Raw genomic sequence first — 24,252 nt, 5'->3', positions numbered from 1 at the left:
ATACAGAATTGCTCTCTCAATTGAAAGTAACTATTTCGTGACAAAAGTTCGGAAAAACGTCTGAATGTGCATCACATCAAAGTTAAATTGATACAAATATTTATTTTTGAATATTTAATGTGTTTTAGTTGCATTTTCACCAGCAATATAAATGATTGAATTGTCAGCGTTCTTGAAGACCAATTATTTAAACAATCAATGTATTTTGTACAATTATTCAAATATATATTATGTCTCTCTCTAAAAACACGAATATAACATTTATAAAAAAATGGCATCTAACGTGTTTTTATTTAAACAGAACATTTGTTCGTGTTTAAATCATATTACATCCCCATATTATTTTCAAGTATTTATGCATTACTAATTGAATTATGCTACTATATATACGGTAATTTTTTACAAATGAGGCGATTAACCTTGAATCCAAAAGTTAAGGGCATCATTGCAATTCTAATTTCAGCGATTGGTTTTAGTTTTATGTCTGTATTTTTCAGGCTTGCAGGAGACTTACCTGTATTTCAAAAATCATTAGCAAGAAATTTTGTCGCAATGTTTATCCCATTGTTTTTCATATTTAAATATAAACAGCCTATGTTCGGGAAATTAAGTAGTCAACCTCTGTTAATTTCTCGCTCCACATTAGGACTTATAGGTGTCTTATTAAATATATATGCCATTGATCATATGGTATTAAGCGATGCAGATACTCTAATGAAACTTAATCCTTTTTGGACTATTTTACTGAGTTTAATTTTTCTAAATGAGAAAGTTCGTAAATATCAAATCGTTGCTATGATAGTAGCAATCTTTGGTATGTTATTTATCGTTAAACCTGAGTTCTCTTCAACAATGATTACGTCATTAGCCGGATTATTCTCAGGTATTTTCGCAGCCTCTGCATACACATGTGTTCGTGCACTTAGTACTAGAGAAGCACCTTATACTATCGTGTTTTATTTTTCATTATTTTCAGTTGTCGTTTTAATTCCGTTTTCAATTGCGACATATGAACCAATGACAACGATACAAATGGTTTACCTTTTAGGAGCGGGTCTTTCAGCAGCAGTTGGCCAAATTGGTATTACACTTGCCTATAGCTTTGCACCTGCGAAGGACATATCTATCTTTACGTATGCTTCGATTATTTTCACGGCAGTCTTCGGATTTATTCTGTTCGGAGAAACACCAGATTTCTATGCACTCATTGGTTATGTCATTATCATCGGCGCAAGCTATTATATGTTTGAAAAAGCGCGACGACAAACAGTAACAACGCAACACCAAACTAACACTAAGGAGTGATTCATATGACGCAAGGACGTCAAAAAGAAGAACTACAAGATATTACTTTATTAGGTAATCAAAACAATAAATATGAATTTGACTATACGCCAGAAGTTTTAGAAACATTTGACAATAAACATCAAGGGCGCGATTACTTCGTAAAATTTAATTGTCCTGAATTTACATCTCTTTGTCCTATTACAGGTCAACCGGATTTCGCTACCATTTATATTTCATATATTCCAAATGTTAAAATGGTAGAATCTAAATCATTAAAATTATACTTATTTAGCTTTAGAAATCATGGCGACTTCCACGAGGATTGCATGAATATTATTATGAATGATTTAATAGAGTTAATGGATCCACATTATATCGAAGTTTGGGGTAAATTCACGCCACGTGGTGGTATCTCTATCGATCCATATACAAATTATGGTCGCCCTAATTCTAAATATGAAAAAATGGCTGAGCATCGATTAATGAACCACGATTTATATCCAGAAAAAATAGATAATAGATAAAAGATTAATAAAATCCACTAAATTGTTTGACAATTTAGTGGATTTTTTCATTATTTGTGATATTTTATTTAAATTTACTATTGCCTATTAGTGAATTAAAGCGTATTTTATTATTATCATTTAAAATTACAAAAGAGTAAGATGATCTAAATAAAGCAACTTATTCTCATTCAATTTTAAATCATCAACTCATTGACTGAAATTTCTAAAAATTTCTATTTTTAAGAAATTACATTATTTTACATATCATCATCTTGATTATTAAATTTCAGTCTTTAAAGGGAAGAAAGGATTGGGATACATATGGCAACAAACAATTCCCATGAACAAGCAGTTCAAACAATACCTCAGCGTGGATTCTTCGGACATCCTAATGGCTTAGGTGTACTATTCTTTGTAGAATTTTGGGAGCGATTTAGTTATTACGGTATGCGCGCCATGCTCATTTTCTACATGTATGACCAAATTAAAAATGGTGGTCTAGGCATTGACCAAACGACTGCAATGTCTATTATGTCCGTTTACGGGGCATTAATTTACATGTCTTCAATTCCAGGTGCATGGGTCGCAGATAGACTCTTCGGTACTAGAGGCGCGACCTTGATCGGTGCAGTATTGATTATTATTGGACATATTTGTTTAAGTTTACCATTCGCAATGTTTGGGTTATTTGCATCAATGTTCTTTATCATTATCGGTTCTGGTTTAATGAAACCAAATATTTCAAACATTGTTGGACGATTATATCCTGAGAATGATACACGTATGGATGCTGGGTTCGTTATATTCTATATGTCAGTTAACTTAGGTGCATTAATTTCACCAATTATCTTGCAACATTTCCTTGATGTGAAAAATTATCACGGCGGTTTCTTAATCGCAGCAATTGGTATGGCATTAGGTTTAGTATGGTATATGATTTTCAACAAGAAAAATTTAGGCTCTGTTGGTATGAATCCAACAAATCCACTTTCTCCTGAAGAAAAAAGAAAATATGGATTAATTGTTAGCTTAGTTGTAATTGTAATTGCTATTGTATTATTAGTTACATACTTTACTAATACATTATCATTTAACCTTATTAGTAATACTGTTTTAGTTCTAGGTATTGCATTACCAATTATTTACTTTACAACGATGATTCGTAGTAAAGAAGTTACAGATGTAGAACGTTCTCGCGTTAAAGCATTTATTCCATTATTTATTCTAGGAATGTTATTCTGGGGAATTCAAGAACAAGGTTCAAACGTTTTAAATATTTATGGATTAGAGCGTTCTGATATGCAACTGAATTTATTTGGTTGGCAGACACAATTTGGTGAAGCATGGTTCCAATCAATTAACCCATTATTTATCCTACTCTTCGCACCAGTCGTTTCAACAATCTGGTTAAAAATGGGTAAAAGACAACCAAGCTTACCAGTCAAGTTTGGTATTGGTACCTTATTAGCAGGTGCTTCATATATTCTAATGGGACTTATCGGTATGAGTTATGGTGATTCACACTTCTCAGTAAACTGGGTTATCCTATCTTATGTAATCTGTGTAGTTGGTGAATTATGTTTATCTCCTACAGGTAATAGTGCAGCAGTTAAATTAGCACCGAAAGCATTTAATGCGCAAATGATGAGTGTTTGGTTATTAACAAACGCATCTGCACAAGCACTTAATGGTACGTTAGTTAAATTAATTGAACCTTTAGGTCAAACAAATTACTTTATCTTCTTAGGTAGTGTCGCAATTGTCATTACTGTGATTATCTTAGCTTTCACACCGAAGATTTCTAAAGCAATGAAAGGTATTCATTAACCTTTTAGACTATTTAAAAAGTGTCCTAATATTTAGGGATGGAACAATGAATTCAAATTGAATTCTGTTCCATCCTTTTTCTTTGTGTATCAACGTAAAAAGTGTAATCATAAAGACTTGAGCACTTGAAATACGCAAATCATAATTAAGTAAACCTGATTTCGGGTAAATATAAGATAATTAAAGTAAATTACGAAAGTAGGCATTATTATGGATCAAACATTTAATCATGGGGTTCTTTTTTACCATGAACATAGTGGTCTAAAAGATATATATGATGGTTTAGGAGAAGTTACTAAATCGCTAACAACCATTTGTAAGCATTTATCCATTCAATTAAGTGAAAATGAAGGCGACATCATTAAATATTGTGAAGATATTAAAAATCAAAACTATAGCAGTGATGTGGATATTGTCTTCATATTAGGTGGCGATGGTACTGTTAATGAACTTATCAATGGTGTTATGACAAATCAACTCAACCTCCCTATCGGAATTATTCCTGGAGGGACATTTAATGACTTTACTAAAACATTAAATCTACATCCAGACTTCCGAAAAGCCAGTGAGCAGTTAAAGACTTCACATTTAGAATCGTATGATGTCATGAAAGTAAATGATACGTACGTACTCAATTTCGTTGGCTTAGGATTAATCGTTCAAAACGCTGAAAATGTCCAAGAAGGTCGTAAAGACATCTTCGGCAAGTTGAGCTATGTCGGTTCTACCGTTAAAACATTAATGAACCCTGAACATTTCGATTATAAATTAACTGTAGATGACAAAGAATATACAGGTAACACATCAATGCTTGTTGTTGCTAATGGCCCAAACATAGGCGGTAGTCGTATTCCACTTGTCGATTTATCTCCTCAAGATGGTAAAGTGAATAGCTTTATCTTTGATAAACAAAGTTTCACTATTCTTAATGACATCTTTAAGAAACGCGATAGTATGGATTGGAACGAAATTACAAACGGGATTGATCATATTGCTGGTGCGCATATTACATTATCCACGGATCCAATTATGAAAGTAGACATTGACGGTGAAATTAATTTAGAAACACCTATTTCTATTGAAGTTCTGCCAAAAGCAATTCAAATTCTAACTTTCCCAGAAAATGCTGAACAATAACTATTAATTCTATCAATATAAAAGCGATTAAGGTTAATGACTCATTCATCATACCTTAATCGCTTATTTTTAATTATGTTTCAAGAAAGAATGCTTCCACATCTTTCCATCCATTAACACGTTTAAAGCGTTTTTCATTAACATTATGAGACGCAGTAAACATGATTGGTTCTCCTTCAAAAATTTGTAATTGTCGAGGATTATCATCAATGAGATAATCTGTTTTTACTATATTTTTACGACCGCAAAAGATAAATTGTTGAGGGTCTAAAAATGGGAAGAACTCAAGTAACCATTCATATTTATCATGAAATGATGTTGGTACATCCATCGCCGCTGTTGCAATGTAAACATCGTAATGTTCTGTTAATTTCTCAACTACCTCTTGTGCATGTGGCATTACCTTTAGATTTCTAAAAAAGCCAGGCGCTCTTAAAATATCACGCACTAATCCATCATGTTCCGGTATCACGTTTTTAAGCTTTTGACCATTGAGCGACTCAACCGTGATCCCTAATTCAGTTTTAACATTAACCGCTTCAATAATGGCACCTAATGTGTCTGCTAAGACTTCATCCATATCAATAGCTATAGATTTTCTAGACATAATATCTCTCCCTTAATCATCACCTATATACTGTTAAAGTATAGCAAAAATTCAAAAGAGAGTGGTACAGAATTCATATCGAATTGATTGTACCACTTTCTTGCTATATTTAAATTTATAGCACTATCAGAACTGATTCAATTATCTTGCATCGAAAGCTTAATCCGTTAGATTCGTCTTTAATAATCAAAGTGTTTCAATACTTCTATCATCTTGTCATTTTGTTCTGGGAATCCGATTGTAATACGTACACCAATTGGAAATGGTCGTGTAATACAACCAATATTTAATAATGCTTCGTATAATTCTTGTGCTTTGTTTGTAACCACAAATACAAAGTTCGTTTGACTTGGTAAGAAATGTTTACTTTGCGGTATAGCATAAAATTTCTGACGTTCGACAGCATTTTTAGCTGTAATCTCATTTAAATAGTCTTGATCTTCTAACGCTGCAATGGCTGCATATTCTGAAATACGAGTGACATTAAATGGTGGACGAATGATGTTCCATTTTTCAATTGCTTCATTCGTAGCAACAACATAACCTACACGTAATCCTGCTAAGCCATAAGCTTTAGAGAACGTTCTTAATAAAAATGCATTATCAAAACGTTCTTGCAATTTCAATGTATCAGGATAATCATTTGCCGTAACGAACTCGAAGTATGCTTCATCAATCAATACTGGTACGTGACTAGGCACTTGTTCTAAAAAGTGTTCTAGTTCATCATGAGTGAAATACGTTCCAGTTGGGTTGTTAGGATTACATAACCATACTAAGGCAGTATCTTCATCTACTTCTTTTATAATCCCATCTAAATCAAAGCCACCATCTTTCAATGGTACTTGGACAACATCAGCTGATTCTACAATCGCGTTGTGATAGTACTGACCAAATGTTGCTTCACTCGTTACAATCTTATCACCCGGTGTTAATACCGCTCTTGAAATCATCAAGATAACTTCATCTAACCCAGCACCAAATAGAATTCTAGACGCATCCACATTCAAGTGCTCACTAATCGCTTTGCGTAGTGATGGCGACCCAGTTTCCGGGTAGTAGAATAATTCATCTACGTGTGCTTGAACTGCTTCTTTTGCTTTTGGAGAAGGGCCATATAAATTCTCATTTGAGGCAAGTTTATATAGGTCCCCTTCAATGCCATGTTTTTCTTTAAGTGCTTGTGGTGATAAACCTGGTTGATACGCTGTTAATTGATTTAATTGTTGTTTCATTGCCAACCACTCCTTTTCATAAATATAAAATGTTTATTCAATCATAAACGATGTTGCCTTACACAATATCAAATTGCAGGACTGCTATCGTATCTTAATGTACGCCATTCATTGCTTTTTTAACAATTGGAGAAATCGCAACTAAGATAACACCAATGAGAAGTGTAAACAATCCAGAATATAAGAAGAATTCTTTTTCACTAATAATTTTAAATAGGACAACAATTTGACTATTGATACTTTGTGCAGTCGCGTTACTTAACATCCATAGTGCCATCATCTGTGCTGAGAATTTTGCAGGTGCTAATTTAGACGTTACTGATAACCCAACTGGTGAAATACATAATTCTCCCAATGTGATTAAGAAGAAACTTAACACCAACCAAATAGGATGAATCATTTGAACATGACTACTTAACGGTATAATCATGACTAAATAAGATAACCCAGCGAAAATTGCACCTAGTGCAAATTTGTATACTGTACTTGGATTATGCTTACCTAATTTCGTCCATATACTAGCAAAGATAGGTGCTAATATTATGATAAATACCGGGTTAATCGACTGGAACCAGGCTGCTGGTATATGAAAATCGAGAACACCATTTGTCAGTTTAGCCAAACTTAGTTCTGTCTTCTGATCTGCAAAGTTAGCTAAAACTGTTGAACCTTGTTCTTGAATCATCCAGAATGCAACAGATGTAATAAATAACGGTATGTAACTATAAATTCTTGAACGCTCTTCTTGACGCGTCTTATGACTTGATAACATATAAACAAAAATACAAATCGGTAAAACGATACCTACGAATGTAACAATCATACTAAAACTAGATAGGCTTAATTGTCCAGTAAATTGCAAGATAAGTAGGATAATTGCGAAAATTAAAACGATAATACCAGTAATAATTGATAACCTTTTGATTTCTTCTTTGCGAAGCGGATTAGGCACACTTAAACCAGCTAATCCTAAGTTCTTTTTATTGGTAATATAGTATGTCACTAATCCTACGAACATACCTACTGCAGCTACAGCGAAACCATAGTGAAATCCTAGTCTTGTTTGTAAATATCCTGTCGCAAATGGTGCTAAAAAACTACCTAGGTTAATACCCATATAAAAAATAGTAAATGCTGCATCTAAACGTCTGTCATTATGGTCATATAATTCTCCAACGGTAGTTGAGATATTAGGTTTCAATAAACCTGTACCAATAATAAGCAGTAATAATGCAATCATAACTACGGTTAAACTACCCGGTATCGTCAACAGAATATGTCCAAACATAATAAGTATGCCACCATAAAACAGGGCATGACGTGTGCCAATCATTCTGTCTGCGATCCAACCTCCGATGGTACCAGACATATAGATAAGTGCACCGTATAACGATACAATTTGTAGTGCTGTCCCTTGTGGTAAACCAAAGCCACCTTTACTAACAGAATAGTACAGATAATAAGCTAAAATGGCTTTCATACCATAGTAACTGAATCGCTCCCAAAATTCAGTAAAGAATAGTGTACTTAAACCTTTAGGATGACCGAAAAATCCTTTTTGAGGTACACTCTCCACTATTTCTTGTCTAGAATAGTTCTTTGTATTCATTTTCTCCCCCCTAAAACCATACACGCTAATTTTGTGTATTTATTCATTAGTGTAAATAAAATCAAATCAGATTACAATTGTCTATACGAAATTCTCACTAAAAAAAGAAGCAGGACAGAAATTGAAATCAATTCGTTGTCCCGCTCCCTGAGCATCATTTGTACTATGAGAAACTTAATGTTAGCGTTTTTCAGTTTAGCAATCATCAAAGGCACTTTTATCAAGTAGCCTTAAAATAATCGGTGTGTCAATCGCTATACACTTCTTTTATTTGACTAAACCTTCTTGTTCAAGATAATGTTTTGCAACCTTATAAGGATCTTCATTTTTTACGGTAACTTTATAATTCATTTCTTGCATCTCTTCATCTGAAATTTTACCTTTTAACTTATTCAATGGTTTTTTAATTTCAGGATGTTCTTTTAAGAATTTCTCTTTAAACATCGGTGCACCTTGATATGGTGGGAAGACATGCTTATCATCCTTTAAAACGACCATATCATATTGTTTTAATTCCGCATCGGTTGAATACGCATCAATCAAATTGATATCGCCTTTTTCGACTGCAGTATATCGTAATTTTGGCTCCATTTTTTTAATATTTGATAAATCGAGTCCATAAGCTTTAGACACAGCTTTGTAGCCATCAGGACGGTCGTTAAATTCCATCGTAAATCCTGGTTTAAGTTTGTCCTCGACTTTTTGTAAATCACCTATCGTTTTAATATTATTCTCTTTAGCGAAATCCTTTTTTACTGCTAACGCATACGTGTTGTTGTACTTCATAGGTTCTAACATGGTCATGTCATATTTTTTCTCTAAACTTTGTTTAGCTTGTTGATATACAGCATCTTCTTTTTTAGATTTTAAATCTTCTTTCGTTAATTCTCCTAACACTGTACCTGTAAATTCTAAATAACCATCTATATCATCTGATTTCAAAGCATTGAAGAGGAATGATGTTTTCCCCATACCATCTTTAACATCAACTGTATTGTCTGTTTCATCTTCAATTAAAATTTTATACATATTTGTAATAATTGAGGGTTCTGAACCTAATTTACCTGCAAGCGTAATTGTGTCCCCTTTTTTCCCGAAAAGTGGTACAACAATGACCAATAATATAATAAGGATCATCACTCCAACAGTGATTAATAATTTCTTGTAAGACAATTTCTCCATATATCGCAATATCAAATCAAACATAATAGCGAGTAATGCAGCAGGAATCGCACCAATAAGAATGAGTGATGCGTTATTACGGTCAATACCTAATAAGATTAAATCACCAAGTCCGCCTGCACCAATTAATGCAGCTAAAGTTGCTGTACCGATAATTAATACCATTGCTGTACGAATACCGGCCATCATCACTGGCATAGCAATAGGTAACTCAACTCTCGTTAATCGACGCACCGGTTTCATACCTATACCTTTAGCAGCTTCAATGAGTGATGGATCGACTTCTTTAATGCCTGTATATGTATTTCTTAAAATTGGTAACAAGGCATACACAACTAACGCGATAATTGCAGGAAGTCGACCAATACCAAAGATTGGAATCATCAAGCCTAATAATGCTAAAGATGGAATAGTTTGTAATATTGCCGCTAAATTCATGATGACTTCAGACAAACGCTTCGTTTTCGTTAAAGCAATCCCTAGTGGAACAGCGATTAAGATCGCGATTAATAATGCGATAAATGATATTTGAATATGTTCTACAATAGTTGTAAATACTTCGCCTTTACGGTCGTTGAGGGTACTCAATAAGTTACTCATACTTTACCCTCCTTATCGTAGTCATCTTGAGATAAAAATTTAAAGACATCTTCACGCTTTAAGAGAGACTGCGTAGAAGTTGATGCATCATTCACAATCACCGCTTCATGCTGTGCTAATTTCGAATAAATTGAACGTAATTGGACATCACTATTGATGATTGGGTAATCGTGTTGCGTTTCTGTCTCTGTGAGCGGTGTTGTAATCTTTAAGTCTTTCAACTGCAATGTTTCTTGATTTTGATTTAAATGACTTCCCATAAATTCTTCTACAAATGCATTTTTAGGTTGATCTCGAAACGCTTGCGGTGTATCAATTTGTTCAACACGGCCATTGTTGAGTAAGCAAATACGATCGCCTAACTTCATAGCTTCTTGTATATCATGTGTGACGAACACGATTGTCTTCTTTATTTGTGTTTGTAATGTTATTAAATCATCCTGTAGCTTTTCACGACTTATCGGGTCCAATGCGCTGAATGGCTCATCCATCAATATGACTGGAGGATCAGCAGCTAATGCTCTGATTACCCCAACTCTTTGGCGTTGTCCACCTGATAATTCATCTGGTTTACGATCACGATATTTTTCTGGTTCTAAACCAACCATTGTAAGTAATTCGTCTACACGTCGATCAATATCTTTGTCTTTCCATTTTTTCATCTGTGGCACTTGTGCAATATTTTCTTTAATTGTCATATGCGGAAAAAGTGCAATTTGTTGTAACACATATCCAATGTCCCATCGCATTTCATAAACGGGATAATCGCTAATGGGCTTATCTTTGAAATAAATATAGCCTTCACTTAACGGAATTAGTCTGTTAATCATTTTCAAAGTGGTCGTTTTTCCACACCCAGATGGGCCGATGAGTACAAAGAACTCTCCTTCATTGATTTTGAAACTCACATTATCGACAGCTACATTATCGCCATAACGTTTGGTTACGTTTTTAAATTCAATCATTTAGTCACCTTCATTTAATCTACCTATTTAAAATGTTTGCATTCTTATTCCCTATTTAAACATGTTTAATGATGAATTCATATTAAATTAGTCATATTATTGTAATTACATCCAAAAAATATAGCATAACAATATAAATAAAAAATAAAGAGAGTAGGATAGAATGTTTTGTGCATTCATTATCCCACTCTCAAGTAAATTGGACTGTCTTTTCAATTCAGCTAGTTGCTATGCATTGGCTCAGGCGCCTCATAACATTGTTTGTTCTAGGTTCTCCTAATATATTTAGATGTTGCGTTTATATACTGGCTTTATAAGAGTGAATAGTTTCTAAGAATTTCGGACAATAATGTTTTAGCTTGTAACTACCAACACCATCAATAGATATCATTTCTTGCTTAGATTCCGGCTTACGTTTAGCAAATTCTTCTAAGGTATAATCTGAAAAGATACTTACCGGCGCAATATTTAATTTCTCACTTAATTTACGACGTACTTCAACCAATTCACTGTATAATGCACGATCGACACCTTCAACTGTATTGATATAAACCTTCTCTTTAGATTTTTGTTTAAATGGTGTCGTAAATACTTTAATTTCATCATTAAGTAGCTTTTTAACACTTTCATCACATATCAATATTTCATCAAATTCATTTAAAAATCCTTTAAAGCGCAATTCGTCTATTAAATGACTTAATTCTGAAGTAGTATAATCTTTCATTAAGCCGTGTGTCGTCAACTTATCATAGTCATTATACTTAATATAATCACTTGTTTCTCCACGCAAGACTTGAATGATCACACTATAACTTTCTTTTTGACGCATACGTGCAATACAACTAATAATCATTTTAGCTTCTTGTGTCATATCATATGTTTTATTTTGTTGAATACAACTACTACATTGGCCACACTCTTCTAGCTTTTCATTGGGTTCAAAGTAATGAACGACTGTTGCTTCGAGACATTTTTTTGTTTTTGTGTATTGAATCATTTTAGTAAGTTTTTCACCCATTTTATCTTTGTAGTCCTCATCGGCCTGTGACACCGTAATAAAGTATTCATGTAAACCTTTATCACGCTCACTAAATAAAAGGATGCATTCACTTTCTAATCCATCACGCCCTGCACGGCCTGCCTCTTGATAATATGATTCCAGATCACCGGGCATATTGTAGTGTATGACGTATCTAACATTTGATTTGTCTATCCCCATACCAAACGCATTTGTCGCAATAACAACTTTAACTTTGTCATAGACAAATTCATTTTGAGCTGTCTCACGTTCTTTATTTGTTAAACCTGCATGATAAATAGCAGAAGAAACATTTATAACGTCAAGTGCTTCTTGTAACTCTTCAACTTGTTTACGTGTAGAACAATAGATTATACCCGCTTGTTCTTTATGCTTTTGCACATAGTCTACGACAAATTTTTGACGTTGATACGTAGGATTCACTTTAAAAATTAGGTTACGGCGTTTTGTACTCGTTTTTACTTCATCGTGCCTATCGATGTTTAACTTTTCCATAATATCTTGTTGCACTTCTGCAGTTGCTGTTGCCGTCAGTGCGACAATTGTAAAGTTTTGGGGTAATGTGAATACTTTCTTAATCACACTTTGATAGCTAGGTCTAAAATCATGCCCCCATTTAGATATACAATGGGCTTCATCAAATGCGATAAGATGAATATCAATACGACTTAATAAACTTAAAAAATATTGATTATCAAAACGTTCTGGTGCCACATATAAAAATTGAATATGACCCTTCATTAAATCATTTTCAATATCCTTTTGTTGTTTCTTGGTTAAACTACTATTTAAATAGGCGGCTTTAATTCCCATAGCCTTAAGCTGATCGACTTGGTCTTTCATTAAAGAGATTAATGGACTAATGACAATCGTCGTTCCGCCCAACATTAAACCAGGCACTTGATAACAGATTGATTTCCCACCACCTGTAGGTAATACACCTAACACATTATGATGATTCATTATTTTAGTTATGATTTCTTTTTGCCCCGGTCTAAACTTCTCATAGCCAAAATAATGCGATAATGTTGCTTCCATACTTTACATTCCCCTTATTGCTCTTTTAGTTCTTCTAATTCACTCCATCTCGTGATGTCTGTTTCATATGTTAGCTCTAATTGTTCTTTCTCTTCATTTAATTCTTTGATTTTGGCATAATCAGCACTAGCCGCAATCATCTCTTCATCGATTTCTTCTAAACGTGTTTCTGTTTGATCAATACGTTCCATCAATGACTCATATTCACGTTTTTCTTTATATGATAAGCCAGATTTTTTTCGAACAGTTGTCTTTTGTTTCGGCTGTTGCGCTTGTTTCTCTAATGTCGCAATTTTATCTTGCTCTTTCTTGTATGCCTCATAATCTTCAAACGTTCCTACGATACGTTCCATTTTCCCGTCATGAATATACCAGTATGCTTGAGCAACTTTATTTAAGAAGTAACGATCATGACTCACAGTGATAACTGAACCACCAAACGTACTAATGTAATCTTCCAAAATGGTTAATGTTTCAGTATCAAGGTCGTTCGTTGGCTCATCCAACAACAATACATTAGGTTGATGTACGAGCAAACGTAGTAAATATAAACGCTTTTGTTCTCCACCCGATAATTTGTAAATTTTCTTACCATGCGTTGCACTTGGGAATAAGAATCGTTCAAGTAATTGTGTTACAGAAATGGATGTGCCATCCTTTTCTTTAGCCACTTCACTTTCTTCTCTCAAGTAATCAATCATACGTATGTCTCTATCTAACGTTTCTTCTGTTTGTTTGAAGTAGGCTACTTTTACAGTCTGACCAATTTTAAGCGTGCCTGTATAATCGTTATCTTCTCCACTTAAAATATTTAATAATGTCGTTTTCCCAGCACCATTCGGACCAACAATACCAATACGCTGACCGCTTTGAATGATTTCTGTAATATCTTCAAACAACGTTTTACCATTCATTTGCTTAGATACGTGTTCCAGTTCATACACTTGCTTACCTAATCTTGAATATGCCAAGTTAAGTTGACCCTTATCTTGGGCGTGGTGGCCTTGAACTTCTGATTCCAAATCATTAAAACGATTGATACGCGCTTGTTGTTTTGTCGTTCTTGCCTTAGCACCAGCTCTCATCCACGCTAATTCCTGTTTATATAAAGCCTTTTGTTTGTCTTGTTGCTTTTGTTCGATCATTTCATTTTCAGCTCGCATTGCGATGTAATCTTCATAATTACCCGGATACGATTTTAATTTACCTCGATCTAGCTCAATGATTCTACTCGCGATTTCATTTAAAAAGTAACGATCATGCGTTACAAATAAAACAGTATGAGGATATTGTTTGATGTAATTGATTAGCCATGTAATGGATTCAAAATCAAGATGGTTCGTTGGCTCGTCTAGTAACAATAAATCAGGTTGTTCTATTAACGTCTTAGCTAGTACGACTCGCTTTTGTTGGCCACCAGACAACTCACTTATCTTTTTAGTCGTATCGTGAATACCTAGTTTAGATAAGATCGTTTTGATTTCTGCGTTATAATCCCATGCATGATGTCGATCCATAGCTTCTTGCGCTTCCATCATTTTTTGAAAATGCGTATCATCTTGGTGCTGTGTGTAATTTGTTACGGCTTCTTCGTAAGCTTTAATAATTCGAAGCGTTGTTGTATCAGAGCTAAGTACAGCTTGGAAGACCGTCATAGTGCCATCTAAATCTTGTTTTTGAGAAGAATAACGTATACGATATTGATTAGGATGTGTAATATCAGCTGTAAAATCATCGTCTAGATTGCCAATCACTTTAAGTAATGTACTTTTACCAGTACCATTAATTCCTACTAGTCCTATTTTTTCATGTTCAGAAATAGATAGGTTTAAATCATCGAAAATGATTTTATCCGCATATGATTTATTTAAGTGTTCTATTTTATACGCTTCCATGCTTCTACTTCCTTTTCCAAATCGAAATATCGAATTTTTAAATATTTTTTGATAAGCTTAAATCAGTTCTATATATTATACACCTTTTTAAGGTTAAATGATACAAGGAGACAAGAGTTATGATTGACTTTTTCGAAAGTTTACCGCCCTATTTACAGGCACTTATAGCCGGTATTATTACGTGGCTACTCACTGCATTGGGTGCGGCTGCTGTGTTTGTATTCAAATCCGTTAATGAACGCATATTAACTTCAATGCAGGGCTTTGCTGCTGGGATTATGATTGCCGCCAGTTTCTGGTCATTATTACAACCTTCAATTGAATATGGTAAAGATGGTAGTTTACCTGCCTGGTTACCTGCTGCAATTGGTTTTTTATTTGGTGGCATCTTCATACGTGCCCTCGATTCAGTTATCCCCCATTTACACCAAAGAATTGGAGATAAAAGTCAATACCGTGAAGGTGTAAAAACGTCATTAAGTAAGAATACACTCTTAGTACTTGCCATTACGTTACATAATATTCCAGAAGGTCTATCAATCGGTGTTGCTTTTGGTGGTATCGCGACTGGTAATAGCCAAGCAACATTTCTAGGTGCTTTGGGCTTAGCAATAGGGATTGGGATTCAAAATATTCCAGAAGGTGCAGCATTATCTATGCCAATCAGAGCTGCTGGCGCATCTCGTTGGAAAGCCTTTAATTACGGCCAAGCTTCTGCAATTGTTGAACCCATTTTTGCTACGATTGGTGCGGCGTTAATATTAGTGATTACGCCTGTGTTACCATATGCTTTAGCTTTTGCAGCTGGCGCTATGATATTCGTTGTTGTCGAAGAGCTCATACCTGACTCACAATCTGGTAATAATACAGATTTGGCAACATTAAGTTTAATGTTAGGCTTTACTATTATGATGATTTTAGACGTTGCGCTTGGCTAATTGATGTAAATAGCATAAATATTTAAATTATATTGTTCTATATTTTGTTAATACCACTACTGATAATGGGTATCTAAATTATGTAGTATGTTACAAATTAATCATGAAACAACGTCTAGAAAGTTAAGTTTTAGACAAAAAAGCAAATTCTATTGAAATACGATAGAATTTGCTTTTTTTATGATTATTTAAATCTTAGTTAATTTGGTTTAGTGATTTTAATTAAATGATATGGAAGTGCCTTATTTTTAAAGTATTCCAATGTTAAATTACATATAAATACAATGTATTTTGACGAGACCCCTATGTTGATTATTAATGCACATAAGTGCTAGCGCACTTATGTAAGAAATTCTAAAGATGAACGACGAATGACGTTGTGTGCGGGGCCCCAGCAAAGAGATTTCCAACATGAAAATCTACAAGCAAAGCACGTTGAGCAAGCAACCAACAATTCGGAGTATCGTAAATAAAGAAGCCAGTAAATGAATTTGTTAAAACGCATTTACTGGCTTCTTACTTTTACATTAAAACCAGACACTGTTTCAATTATTTTTGATTACCTTGTGGTCCAGTTTTATACTCATATTTTGATGGATTAATTTTCTTGAAATCAGGGTTGTTATAGAATCTGAACAAGTCACCATTTAAGACATTGTCACTCATTTCTAAATCTTTCTCAACCTGTTTCTTATTCTTTTCTAAATCTTTAGGTGGCGTTTCTAATAATTCGTTTGTTTTATTAGAATACGCTTTACCATTTACAAATTTATAGTCTTTCGTAATGAAGTCACCATTTCGGAATGGAATGACATCATCATGATCTTTAGACAACATATCCGTACCGAACATTAAGTAGTTTTTAGAATCAATTCCTACTAAATGTAAGATAGTAGGCATAACGTCTACTTGTCCAGCATATGTTTTATCTACTTTACCTTCTTTACCAGGAATTTTAAGCCAGAAACCTGTACGGTTTAAGTCCATAAATTTCGCTGGCGTAATCTTTTCACCTAATAGTTTTTCCATTGCATTATTATGATTTTCTGAAATACCATAGTGGTCACCATAAATCATAATAACTGAATCATCATATAGACCTTTTTTCTTAAGATCAGTAATATATTCTTCAAGTGCTTGGTCTAAATAATGTGCTGTTTGAATGTAACCATCAACAGTTGAATCACCTGTATTAGGTTTATCAATATCTGCATCTTCTTCACTCAATGTGAATGGGTAATGGTTTGTTAATGTAATTAAGTGTGAATAGAAAGGTCCTTTCATTTTAGATTGATACTCTGCTGACTCTTTAAAGAATGGTTTATCTTTTAAACCTAAGTTGACAATATTGTCATCAGACATATCGTAGTATGTCGCATCATAGAATTTATCAATACCAAAATGTTTATAGACTTGGTCACGGTTCCAGAATGTTTTATAGTCACCGTGCATAACGTCAGATGTGTAACCTTGCTTTTGGTCTAAAATCGCAGGTAATGATTGGTAAGTATTATCACCTTTCAATGAAAATGCAGAACCCTGTGGTAAACCATAAAGGCTGTTATCCATTGTAAACTCAGCATCTGATGTTTTACCTTGACCTGTTTGGTGGAAGAAGTTTGGATAATATCTAAAATCATCATTGCCCGTTGATAATTTATTTAAGAACGGTGTGACTTCTTTACCATTGACCTTTTTATTGATTAAGAAAGTTTGGAAACTTTCTAAATGTATTTTAATAATATTTTTCTTCTTAGCAACGCCAAAGTACTCTGAATTTGGTGTTGTATTTTTTTGTTTCGTATAATTTAACACTTTAGTTAAATCATCTTCAGAAGCTAATGCTTTTTGTTGGTTATTTTGAATCGTCTTAACACCATCATAAACTGTGAAGTTATATGGACCTAAATATTTCACTAAATATTTATGGTCAAATGTACGTGTTAATAACTCAGGACGGTCTGTTTCAGCAAAAGCTAAATTTAAGAAGAATAATGCTACAGATGCAGCCATTACAACTGGCACAAACTTTTTACTGAAGACACGTTTATCCAACCAACTTCCTTTGAAAATAAGGATAAATAGATAAATAATTGTATCTATAAAGTAAACAAAGTCATACCATTTAAATGATGCGCCAACAGCACCACCCATAGACTCAACATTACTTGCTTGGTTAAGCGTACTGAATGTTAAAAAGTCTGAGAAGAATCTAAAGTAAACTACATTTGCATATAGCAAGAATGTTAGTAAAAATCCCCCAATAAAGATGAACCAATATGCTTTTTTCCCTTTAAAGAATAAGAACACACTTAAAATAAGCGCGATTAAACTATATGGATTCATCAATAGTATTAAGTTTTGAACTAGTCCTTTAACACCCAAAGAAAAATCAACATAATATGAAAAATACGTCTTCAATGTCACTGTAAACACAGTCAGTAAGAAAAACGCAAAAAGACTTATTTTCTTTTTGTGTAAACTCATGTATGTTTCCTCCGTTTATAGTTATTCAACTTTGAAGAAATGTTAAAGACTTAACTGAAGACTTAAACACTTACTCAAATATGACCGTTATGCAATTACTTACTCGTTTTTTAATTTCATTTATATTATTTATATTAATTTAAGCATATACCCTACAAATACATTTTACATTAACGATAGTTCATCAATAAATCGCATTCCCAATGTTCACTATACGTTTGTAATGCTTTATGTATATTATGTTGGATGCTATTTTATGTCATCATTAATGGCATATTAACAAATCATGAACTTTGTAATATTATTGTAATATTGCCCGTAGTTCAATATATAAATATATAGTATTTTTACTCATTTATCAAGAAAAAGCATTTTAATATAACGACGCTTTCATTGTTTGTTACAAAATAATGTCCCATTAAGACGATTCACTGATTTATTCATTATAGCTTCTTAATTGCATTTTTTAATCAGACCATAGTCCGACATAAATTATAAGTGATTTATTTAAGTATGTTGACTTTCATCTATCATGACTTATTTCATCATTTCTAATTGCATTCTGTATTCAATTCCGTGAAATAGTTGATTCATCCAATTACTAAATTTCACAACATTCTTTTCAGCAGTTTCGATATCAATAAATTGGAACTTCAAACGTGAGCCTTGTGGCTTCTGAGCAAGTTTAGTTAAATGGTAGCTTGCAATTGTACCAATTTGAGGATAACTTCCGATTGTATAATGATCATTTAATAAGATGATAGGTGTACCATCTCGCTTAACTTGAATCGTTCCTCTTTTAACTGATTGATGCGCCGGCATATCGTCGTAATATGCTTTGATCTTCTCACCATCTAGTAACATACCAACACGATTTGATTTATTCGTCACCTTATATTCTCCTCTAATAAAGTGAGATTGCGTTTCTTTATCAAAATCTTCTGTCCCTTTATTGGCAATAACATGAAACACATCAGAAACATAGTTGAATGACAGTGCATAACCGTCTATACCCCAATCAGTAGTACGTTTTTCTTTTAAATTTTCAAATAACTTTTGATGACGTTCTGTATAGTGTCGTTTCATTTCTACTTCATCGCCATTTTCAAGTTTACGCCCATGATAACCGCCGATTTTAACATTTAAATCTGTTGACGTTGATCCTAGCCAATCATCTAATTTGAATCCGCCACCGATTGCAAGATACACACGTGACGTTTTATTTGTTTCTTTAAAAGACAGGACGTCTCCTTTATCTAAAAGGTATAATTTATACGGTTTTACTTGCATAGTTTGCGTGTAAGCTTCAAAGTTATGACCTGTTAAAGCAATTAATGTAGGCTCAGTAAATCGAATTTTAGCCATAATGTGTGTCATTTCAAGCGTTGCTTCATTTTTATTATTAGCAACTAAACGATTTGCGATTTCATGACCTAGTGTGTCTAACGCACCACACGGAATAACACCTGCATATTCATATCCATGACGTCCAAAATCTTGAAAGCTACTAAACAAACCGGCTTTTTCTATTATGATTGACATGGTTTAAATTCTCCTAATTCAATATCTTTGCGTTTCTGAGGTTTAAAAATAACATTGTCTCCTAATTTTAACAGTGTAAAATCATCTTTTTCAGGAGTGAATAATGTCATTGGCGTGTACCTTATCACTAACCAATCATTGTAGGTATCAGTTGTTACGATGCCGCACTTTTTCCCTTCAATAATAACTGAACCTGCAGTGACAAGCTTCTTCTTTTTACTCGTATGATTAACGTACAGTTCTTCATTCATTCCAGTTAAATATGGGAAACCCGGTGCATAGCCCATCATAGACACAAAATACGGTTTATCAGAATGTAATTGAATAAATTCATCTTTAGTTAACTTGTAATACTTTAATAAATCCGGTAAGTCTGGACCAAACTCGTCACCATAAATAATAGGAATTTCATAGGTCGTGCTTTCATCTTTACACGTTTCTAAATGTTTTAATTCTTCTTGTATTGAAGTGACTAATGCCTTCATATATTGAAAAGGTGAAGTAATATTATGATGTTTAATCATATCTCGAGCATCATAGCAAATCATCATATCTGATTCAGTAGGCACAATTTCTGTGATAAATGGTAATGCTTTCTTTAATAAATGATAACGTACTGCGATTAATTCAGTTGTTACATTTTTAGATACATCCTTTTCAACCGCAATTACAATTGCTTGATCTCCTTGACTATAAATCTTCATAACGCCACCTCAAAGTAATCATATTTAGTGATGATAAAATATATTTAGAAATTCCACCACATAGGGCATGATTGATTTAATTAACAAATAAACGAATACACATTGAATTAAAACGGTAACAGTTGCAACGACACGTGCCTTGATGAGTGCATTATTTTTTAAATATCGATCTGCTAAAAATTTACTTACCACATTTAAAATCACAATTATTGCAACCCATAATATTGTCATAGCTCACTCCGTTAGTTCATTGTTATCAATCAATTCGCATATACTTCCCATATTATTTTATAGATAAATAGATACATCGGCAACCTCTCGTAAACTATTTAATAAATAGATACGAATCTGTTGTTTCTGTATTTTGTCGATGAGTTCTGATTTAGTATAGTCTTTAATAACCAGTTTGCCTTGGTCCAAAAGGCTTTGACGCATACACCCTAATAAAAAATCATTATCATAGCTTGGCGTATAACACACACCAGCTTCTTCTATCATGATATTACCAATATCAAACTCCAGAATTTTACCAGTTTCATCATATAATAATACTAAATCTGTCTCATGATTGTGTGCTAAGTGTTGTCGTTGTGATGTCTTATTAATAACGTATTGGTCATTGCAATTCGACTGTGCCTGTTTAAATTTAGCCGTAAATAATGTTTTAGCAGGTAGGGGCTTAATCATATGGTCTATTTGGCCGGATTTATCTATTTCTATTTTCAGTCTATAGATTCCTTTGGGATGATGACTTATAACCTCATTGACGCGTTGCATCCAGACCTCTTTTGAAAATGAATACCCTAATCGTTCGCATGACTGTTGCACTCGTATCATATGATATTGAAGTCTAGGAATCTTACCATTATCTAGACGCATCGTTTCAAACAATTTCATCTATAGCATCTCCAATATCTTTGTTTTATCTCGAAACTCTTGAACTTCCTTTTCTGGTACCGAATCAATCGTAATCCCTGCACCTACACCATAGTGAACTTGATCATTTCGATACTCAAGCGTACGAATAGGTATATTAAATATCATTTTATCATCCGGACATAATAAACCGATTGTGCCACAATAAATATATCTAGGATGTGGCTCGAGTGCTTTAATATACGCCATCGTATTACGTTTCGGTGCCCCTGTAATGGAACCACAAGGGAATAATGCTTTTAAAATATCCGTGAGACGCACGTCATCTTGCAAGTGACCTGTAACCATACTCGTCATTTGATAAACGGTCTTATAGGTTTCAATAAAAAATGGCTTGTTTACGTGGATCGTTCCAGGTTTACAAATTCTGGAAATGTCATTACGCAATAAATCGACAATCATAACATTTTCAGCACGATCTTTAAGTGAATGCTTCAATGTGTCATAATTCTTTAAATCTTCATCGTCGTCATTGCTACGTGGCATAGTACCTTTCATTGGTTTACTTACAACTACATTTTTATGATGATCAAATTCACCTTTTTGGAAGAATAATTCAGGAGAAATAGAAGCAACTTTAACCTCTTCTACATCTAATAAAGCAGTGTAACCACCATTATTCGTTTGCGTTAAATAATAATATAAATCAGCTATCGGATAATATACATCACTCACTAAACGTGTTGTATAGTTCACTTGATACGTTTCGCCTTCAATAATTGCATCCTGAACGTGTTTAATTTTGTCTTCCATTTGTGCATCACTCTCCATGAATCGAAAGTGATGTTTAGGGATGTACTGTTGACTTGGATGTTCAGGTGACGTTTCAGCCATACTCGGACTAAAACTATATGCTAATGCTACGATTTGATGTGCTTCCAATTCATGTGTTGCCATATGGTGATTAAAATAACTTGCCGCTTCATATGGCAGATACAGTGCCACATAGCGTCCTTGTGCTTGCTCAGTCTGCGCAAATTGAATAACTTTACCGACCTCTTCCAGTGTATATGCCACCATTTTTGAGACGTACGTGTTAAAGCGCACTGCTATCGTTTCAAAATGATCAGGCGTTGTATAGTAACGATAATTAAACGTGATGTCCATAGTTTACGCGCCCACCTTTTCCAAAAATAATCGTATTTGCTCATGTCCGTATTCACTTAAAATCGATTCAGGGTGATACTGAACGCCAAATATAGGATAACGTTTATGTTCAAACGCCATTAAAATCCCCTCATTATTATGGGCGGAAATATTTAAAGACGCAGGAATATGTGTTTGATCCGCAATGAGTGAATGATAGCGCATTACTTTGAATGCTTGAGGAAGCCCTTTAAATAATCCTGTTTCATTATGCGTTAATGGCGTTGTATGACCATGGACCGGCTTTGCACCATGTACAATTGCGCCCCCATAATATTCGTACAAGAATTGAAAGCCTAAACAAACGCCTAATATAGGCACTTCCCCCTCAAACTGATTCATAATTTCCGTTAAAATAGGATAATCACTAGGTTTACCCGGTCCTGGCGAGATAACAATAGCCTCTACATTAGATGCCCTTATTTGCTCAACGGATACTTGATCCACTTCGTATACAACGATCTCATGCGCTGTCTCTGTCTTAAAATAATCTATCAAATTATATGTAAATGAATCTTTATTATCTATAACTATAATCATGCATGTCGCTCCAACTCTATGTTAAATAATTTCATCTCTTACCTTATTATAAATATTAAACTTTTGAAAATGTAAGGGTTTACCTTTATATTGTACTAAATTATAACTTGATTTTAAGAAATGAATGTATTACGCTAACTAGCGTACAAAAACTCAAAAGAGGTTCCTAGCTGAAACCCTCTATAAAAAACTAGACAATTTACGAAATATTTAGTTTGAAAGTTAAGCTTCTTTTATATAACTGATTACAATGTTTCTAAGTCTATCTTTTTTATAGAGATAGACTTTTTTTATGTTCTCATGGCTAGGTTAGAGACGGCATAAAGTATCATTCTAATCTTTTCAAAAAGGAGAATATTCATGACAAACAAAGATTTAAATAAGGATAAAGCAATTGTAGTATTTAGCGGAGGGCAAGACAGTACGACGTGCTTATTTTACGCTAAAAAGCATTTTAAAGAGGTTGAACTTGTAACATTTAATTACGGTCAACGCCATGATACAGAAATTGAAGTTGCGACACGTATCGCTAAAGAACAAAACTTAAAACATCATATATTAGACATGTCATTATTATCGCAATTAACTCCAAATGCCCTAACACAACATGATATGGACATTGAAACGGGCGAAGATGGGATTCCAAATACCTTTGTACCAGCACGTAATTTATTATTCTTATCATTTGCTGGCGCATTAGCATATCAACGCAATGCTAAACATATCATTACAGGGGTGTGTGAAACAGACTTTTCTGGTTATCCAGATTGCCGTGATAGCTTTATTAAATCTATGAATGTAACACTTAGTTTATCTATGGATAAAGATTTCGTTATCCATACGCCCTTAATGTGGTTAGATAAATCACAAACTTGGGAACTTAGCGACAAATTAGGTGTGCTAGATTATATTCGATACAATACACTGACATGCTACAACGGTATTATTGGAGATGGTTGTGGCGAATGCCCTGCATGTCATTTACGCCAACGTGGCCTACAACACTATTTAGAAACTAAAGGAGCGAATTAA

General features: G+C 33.8%; 20 protein-coding genes and 1 riboswitch. Of the genes, 6 read left to right on the top strand and 14 right to left on the bottom strand.

The genetic code is table 11. The annotated features are described in order from the left end of the window. The first annotated feature begins 420 nt into the window (after positions 1–420). The 4 genes from KA878_RS00375 to KA878_RS00360 all read left to right on the top strand — a co-directional run bounded on the left by KA878_RS00375 (position 421) and on the right by KA878_RS00360 (position 4,757). Complete coding sequence (locus KA878_RS00375; protein ID WP_075108243.1) at positions 421–1,305, top strand: DMT family transporter; 885 nt, start codon at positions 421–423, stop codon at positions 1,303–1,305. Between the two features lie 5 nt (positions 1,306–1,310). Next, positions 1,311–1,811 carry a preQ(1) synthase gene (queF, locus tag KA878_RS00370; RefSeq protein WP_053029949.1) on the top strand — a complete coding sequence of 167 codons (501 nt, stop codon included), beginning with the start codon at positions 1,311–1,313 and terminating at the stop codon, positions 1,809–1,811. Positions 1,812–2,114: 303 nt separating this feature from the next. Continuing rightward, positions 2,115–3,620 (top strand): S-Cys-Gly-3M3SH uptake peptide MFS transporter, encoded by a 1,506-nt coding sequence (locus KA878_RS00365; protein ID WP_053029950.1) that lies wholly within the window; start codon positions 2,115–2,117, stop codon positions 3,618–3,620. 210 nt (positions 3,621–3,830) lie between these two features. Further along, a complete protein-coding gene (locus KA878_RS00360; RefSeq protein ID WP_075108245.1) occupies positions 3,831–4,757 on the top strand; it encodes a diacylglycerol/lipid kinase family protein in 927 nt (308 codons plus the stop codon). A gap of 73 nt (positions 4,758–4,830) precedes the next feature. On the opposite strand, the gene KA878_RS00355 is transcribed toward KA878_RS00360, so the two are convergent. From KA878_RS00355 to KA878_RS00325, 7 genes are all read right to left on the bottom strand, one after another. Then, positions 4,831–5,364 carry a 5' nucleotidase, NT5C type gene (locus KA878_RS00355; RefSeq protein ID WP_193839640.1) on the bottom strand — a complete coding sequence of 178 codons (534 nt, stop codon included), beginning with the start codon at positions 5,362–5,364 and terminating at the stop codon, positions 4,831–4,833. A gap of 179 nt (positions 5,365–5,543) precedes the next feature. Continuing rightward, positions 5,544–6,599: a histidinol-phosphate transaminase gene (gene hisC, locus KA878_RS00350; RefSeq protein ID WP_193839641.1), complete on the bottom strand. Its 1,056-nt coding sequence runs from the start codon at positions 6,597–6,599 to the stop codon at positions 5,544–5,546. A 94-nt stretch (positions 6,600–6,693) separates the two neighbouring features. Then, the gene (locus KA878_RS00345) at positions 6,694–8,208 is read right to left on the bottom strand and encodes a peptide MFS transporter (RefSeq protein WP_193839642.1); all 1,515 of its coding nucleotides are present in this window, start codon (positions 8,206–8,208) and stop codon (positions 6,694–6,696) included. A gap of 267 nt (positions 8,209–8,475) precedes the next feature. Beyond that, positions 8,476–9,990: an ABC transporter permease/substrate-binding protein gene (locus KA878_RS00340; protein ID WP_075108248.1), complete on the bottom strand. Its 1,515-nt coding sequence runs from the start codon at positions 9,988–9,990 to the stop codon at positions 8,476–8,478. Further along, positions 9,987–10,955 carry an ABC transporter ATP-binding protein gene (locus tag KA878_RS00335; RefSeq protein WP_075108249.1) on the bottom strand — a complete coding sequence of 323 codons (969 nt, stop codon included), beginning with the start codon at positions 10,953–10,955 and terminating at the stop codon, positions 9,987–9,989. Before KA878_RS00335 ends, KA878_RS00340 begins: the two co-directional genes overlap by 4 nt. Positions 10,956–11,253: 298 nt before the next feature. Further along, complete coding sequence (gene recQ, locus KA878_RS00330; protein ID WP_107629644.1) at positions 11,254–13,032, bottom strand: DNA helicase RecQ; 1,779 nt, start codon at positions 13,030–13,032, stop codon at positions 11,254–11,256. Positions 13,033–13,046: 14 nt separating this feature from the next. After that, positions 13,047–14,927, bottom strand: coding sequence for an ABC-F family ATP-binding cassette domain-containing protein (locus tag KA878_RS00325; protein WP_075108251.1), 1,881 nt, complete (start codon positions 14,925–14,927; stop codon positions 13,047–13,049). A 119-nt stretch (positions 14,928–15,046) separates the two neighbouring features. Between KA878_RS00325 and KA878_RS00320 the strand changes: the two genes are divergently transcribed. Further along, positions 15,047–15,865, top strand: coding sequence for a ZIP family metal transporter (locus tag KA878_RS00320; protein ID WP_053029959.1), 819 nt, complete (start codon positions 15,047–15,049; stop codon positions 15,863–15,865). Between the two features lie 549 nt (positions 15,866–16,414). Here KA878_RS00320 and ltaS read toward each other — a convergent pair. From ltaS to KA878_RS00285, 7 genes are all read right to left on the bottom strand, one after another. Continuing rightward, entirely contained in the window at positions 16,415–18,352 is a 1,938-nt protein-coding gene (gene ltaS / locus KA878_RS00315) for a polyglycerol-phosphate lipoteichoic acid synthase LtaS (protein ID WP_193839643.1), read from the bottom strand. Positions 18,353–18,889: 537 nt separating this feature from the next. After that, the gene (locus tag KA878_RS00310; RefSeq protein WP_053029961.1) at positions 18,890–19,894 is read right to left on the bottom strand and encodes a 5-oxoprolinase subunit C family protein; all 1,005 of its coding nucleotides are present in this window, start codon (positions 19,892–19,894) and stop codon (positions 18,890–18,892) included. Beyond that, positions 19,882–20,598, bottom strand: a complete 717-nt coding sequence (locus KA878_RS00305; protein WP_193839644.1) for a 5-oxoprolinase subunit B family protein — start codon at positions 20,596–20,598, stop codon at positions 19,882–19,884. Before KA878_RS00305 ends, KA878_RS00310 begins: the two co-directional genes overlap by 13 nt. 24 nt (positions 20,599–20,622) lie before the next feature. Continuing rightward, positions 20,623–20,829 (bottom strand): hypothetical protein, encoded by a 207-nt coding sequence (locus KA878_RS00300; RefSeq protein ID WP_193839645.1) that lies wholly within the window; start codon positions 20,827–20,829, stop codon positions 20,623–20,625. 57 nt (positions 20,830–20,886) lie between these two features. Then, a complete protein-coding gene (locus tag KA878_RS00295) occupies positions 20,887–21,495 on the bottom strand; it encodes an aminotransferase class IV (RefSeq protein ID WP_075108255.1) in 609 nt (202 codons plus the stop codon). Beyond that, positions 21,496–22,641, bottom strand: a complete 1,146-nt coding sequence (locus KA878_RS00290) for a chorismate-binding protein (RefSeq protein ID WP_193839646.1) — start codon at positions 22,639–22,641, stop codon at positions 21,496–21,498. A gap of 3 nt (positions 22,642–22,644) precedes the next feature. Beyond that, positions 22,645–23,220 carry an anthranilate synthase component II gene (locus tag KA878_RS00285; RefSeq protein ID WP_075108257.1) on the bottom strand — a complete coding sequence of 192 codons (576 nt, stop codon included), beginning with the start codon at positions 23,218–23,220 and terminating at the stop codon, positions 22,645–22,647. A gap of 153 nt (positions 23,221–23,373) precedes the next feature. Then, positions 23,374–23,420, top strand: a riboswitch (PreQ1 riboswitch). Between the two features lie 160 nt (positions 23,421–23,580). Between KA878_RS00285 and queC the strand changes: the two genes are divergently transcribed. After that, the gene (queC, locus tag KA878_RS00280; RefSeq protein ID WP_053029967.1) at positions 23,581–24,252 is read left to right on the top strand and encodes a 7-cyano-7-deazaguanine synthase QueC; all 672 of its coding nucleotides are present in this window, start codon (positions 23,581–23,583) and stop codon (positions 24,250–24,252) included.

The organism is Staphylococcus sp. GDY8P57P (assembly GCF_017892585.1).
Lineage (GTDB): Bacteria > Bacillota > Bacilli > Staphylococcales > Staphylococcaceae > Staphylococcus > Staphylococcus borealis.
Note: the sequence above shows the minus strand (reverse complement) of the source record. Positions and strands in the feature narration are given on the sequence as shown.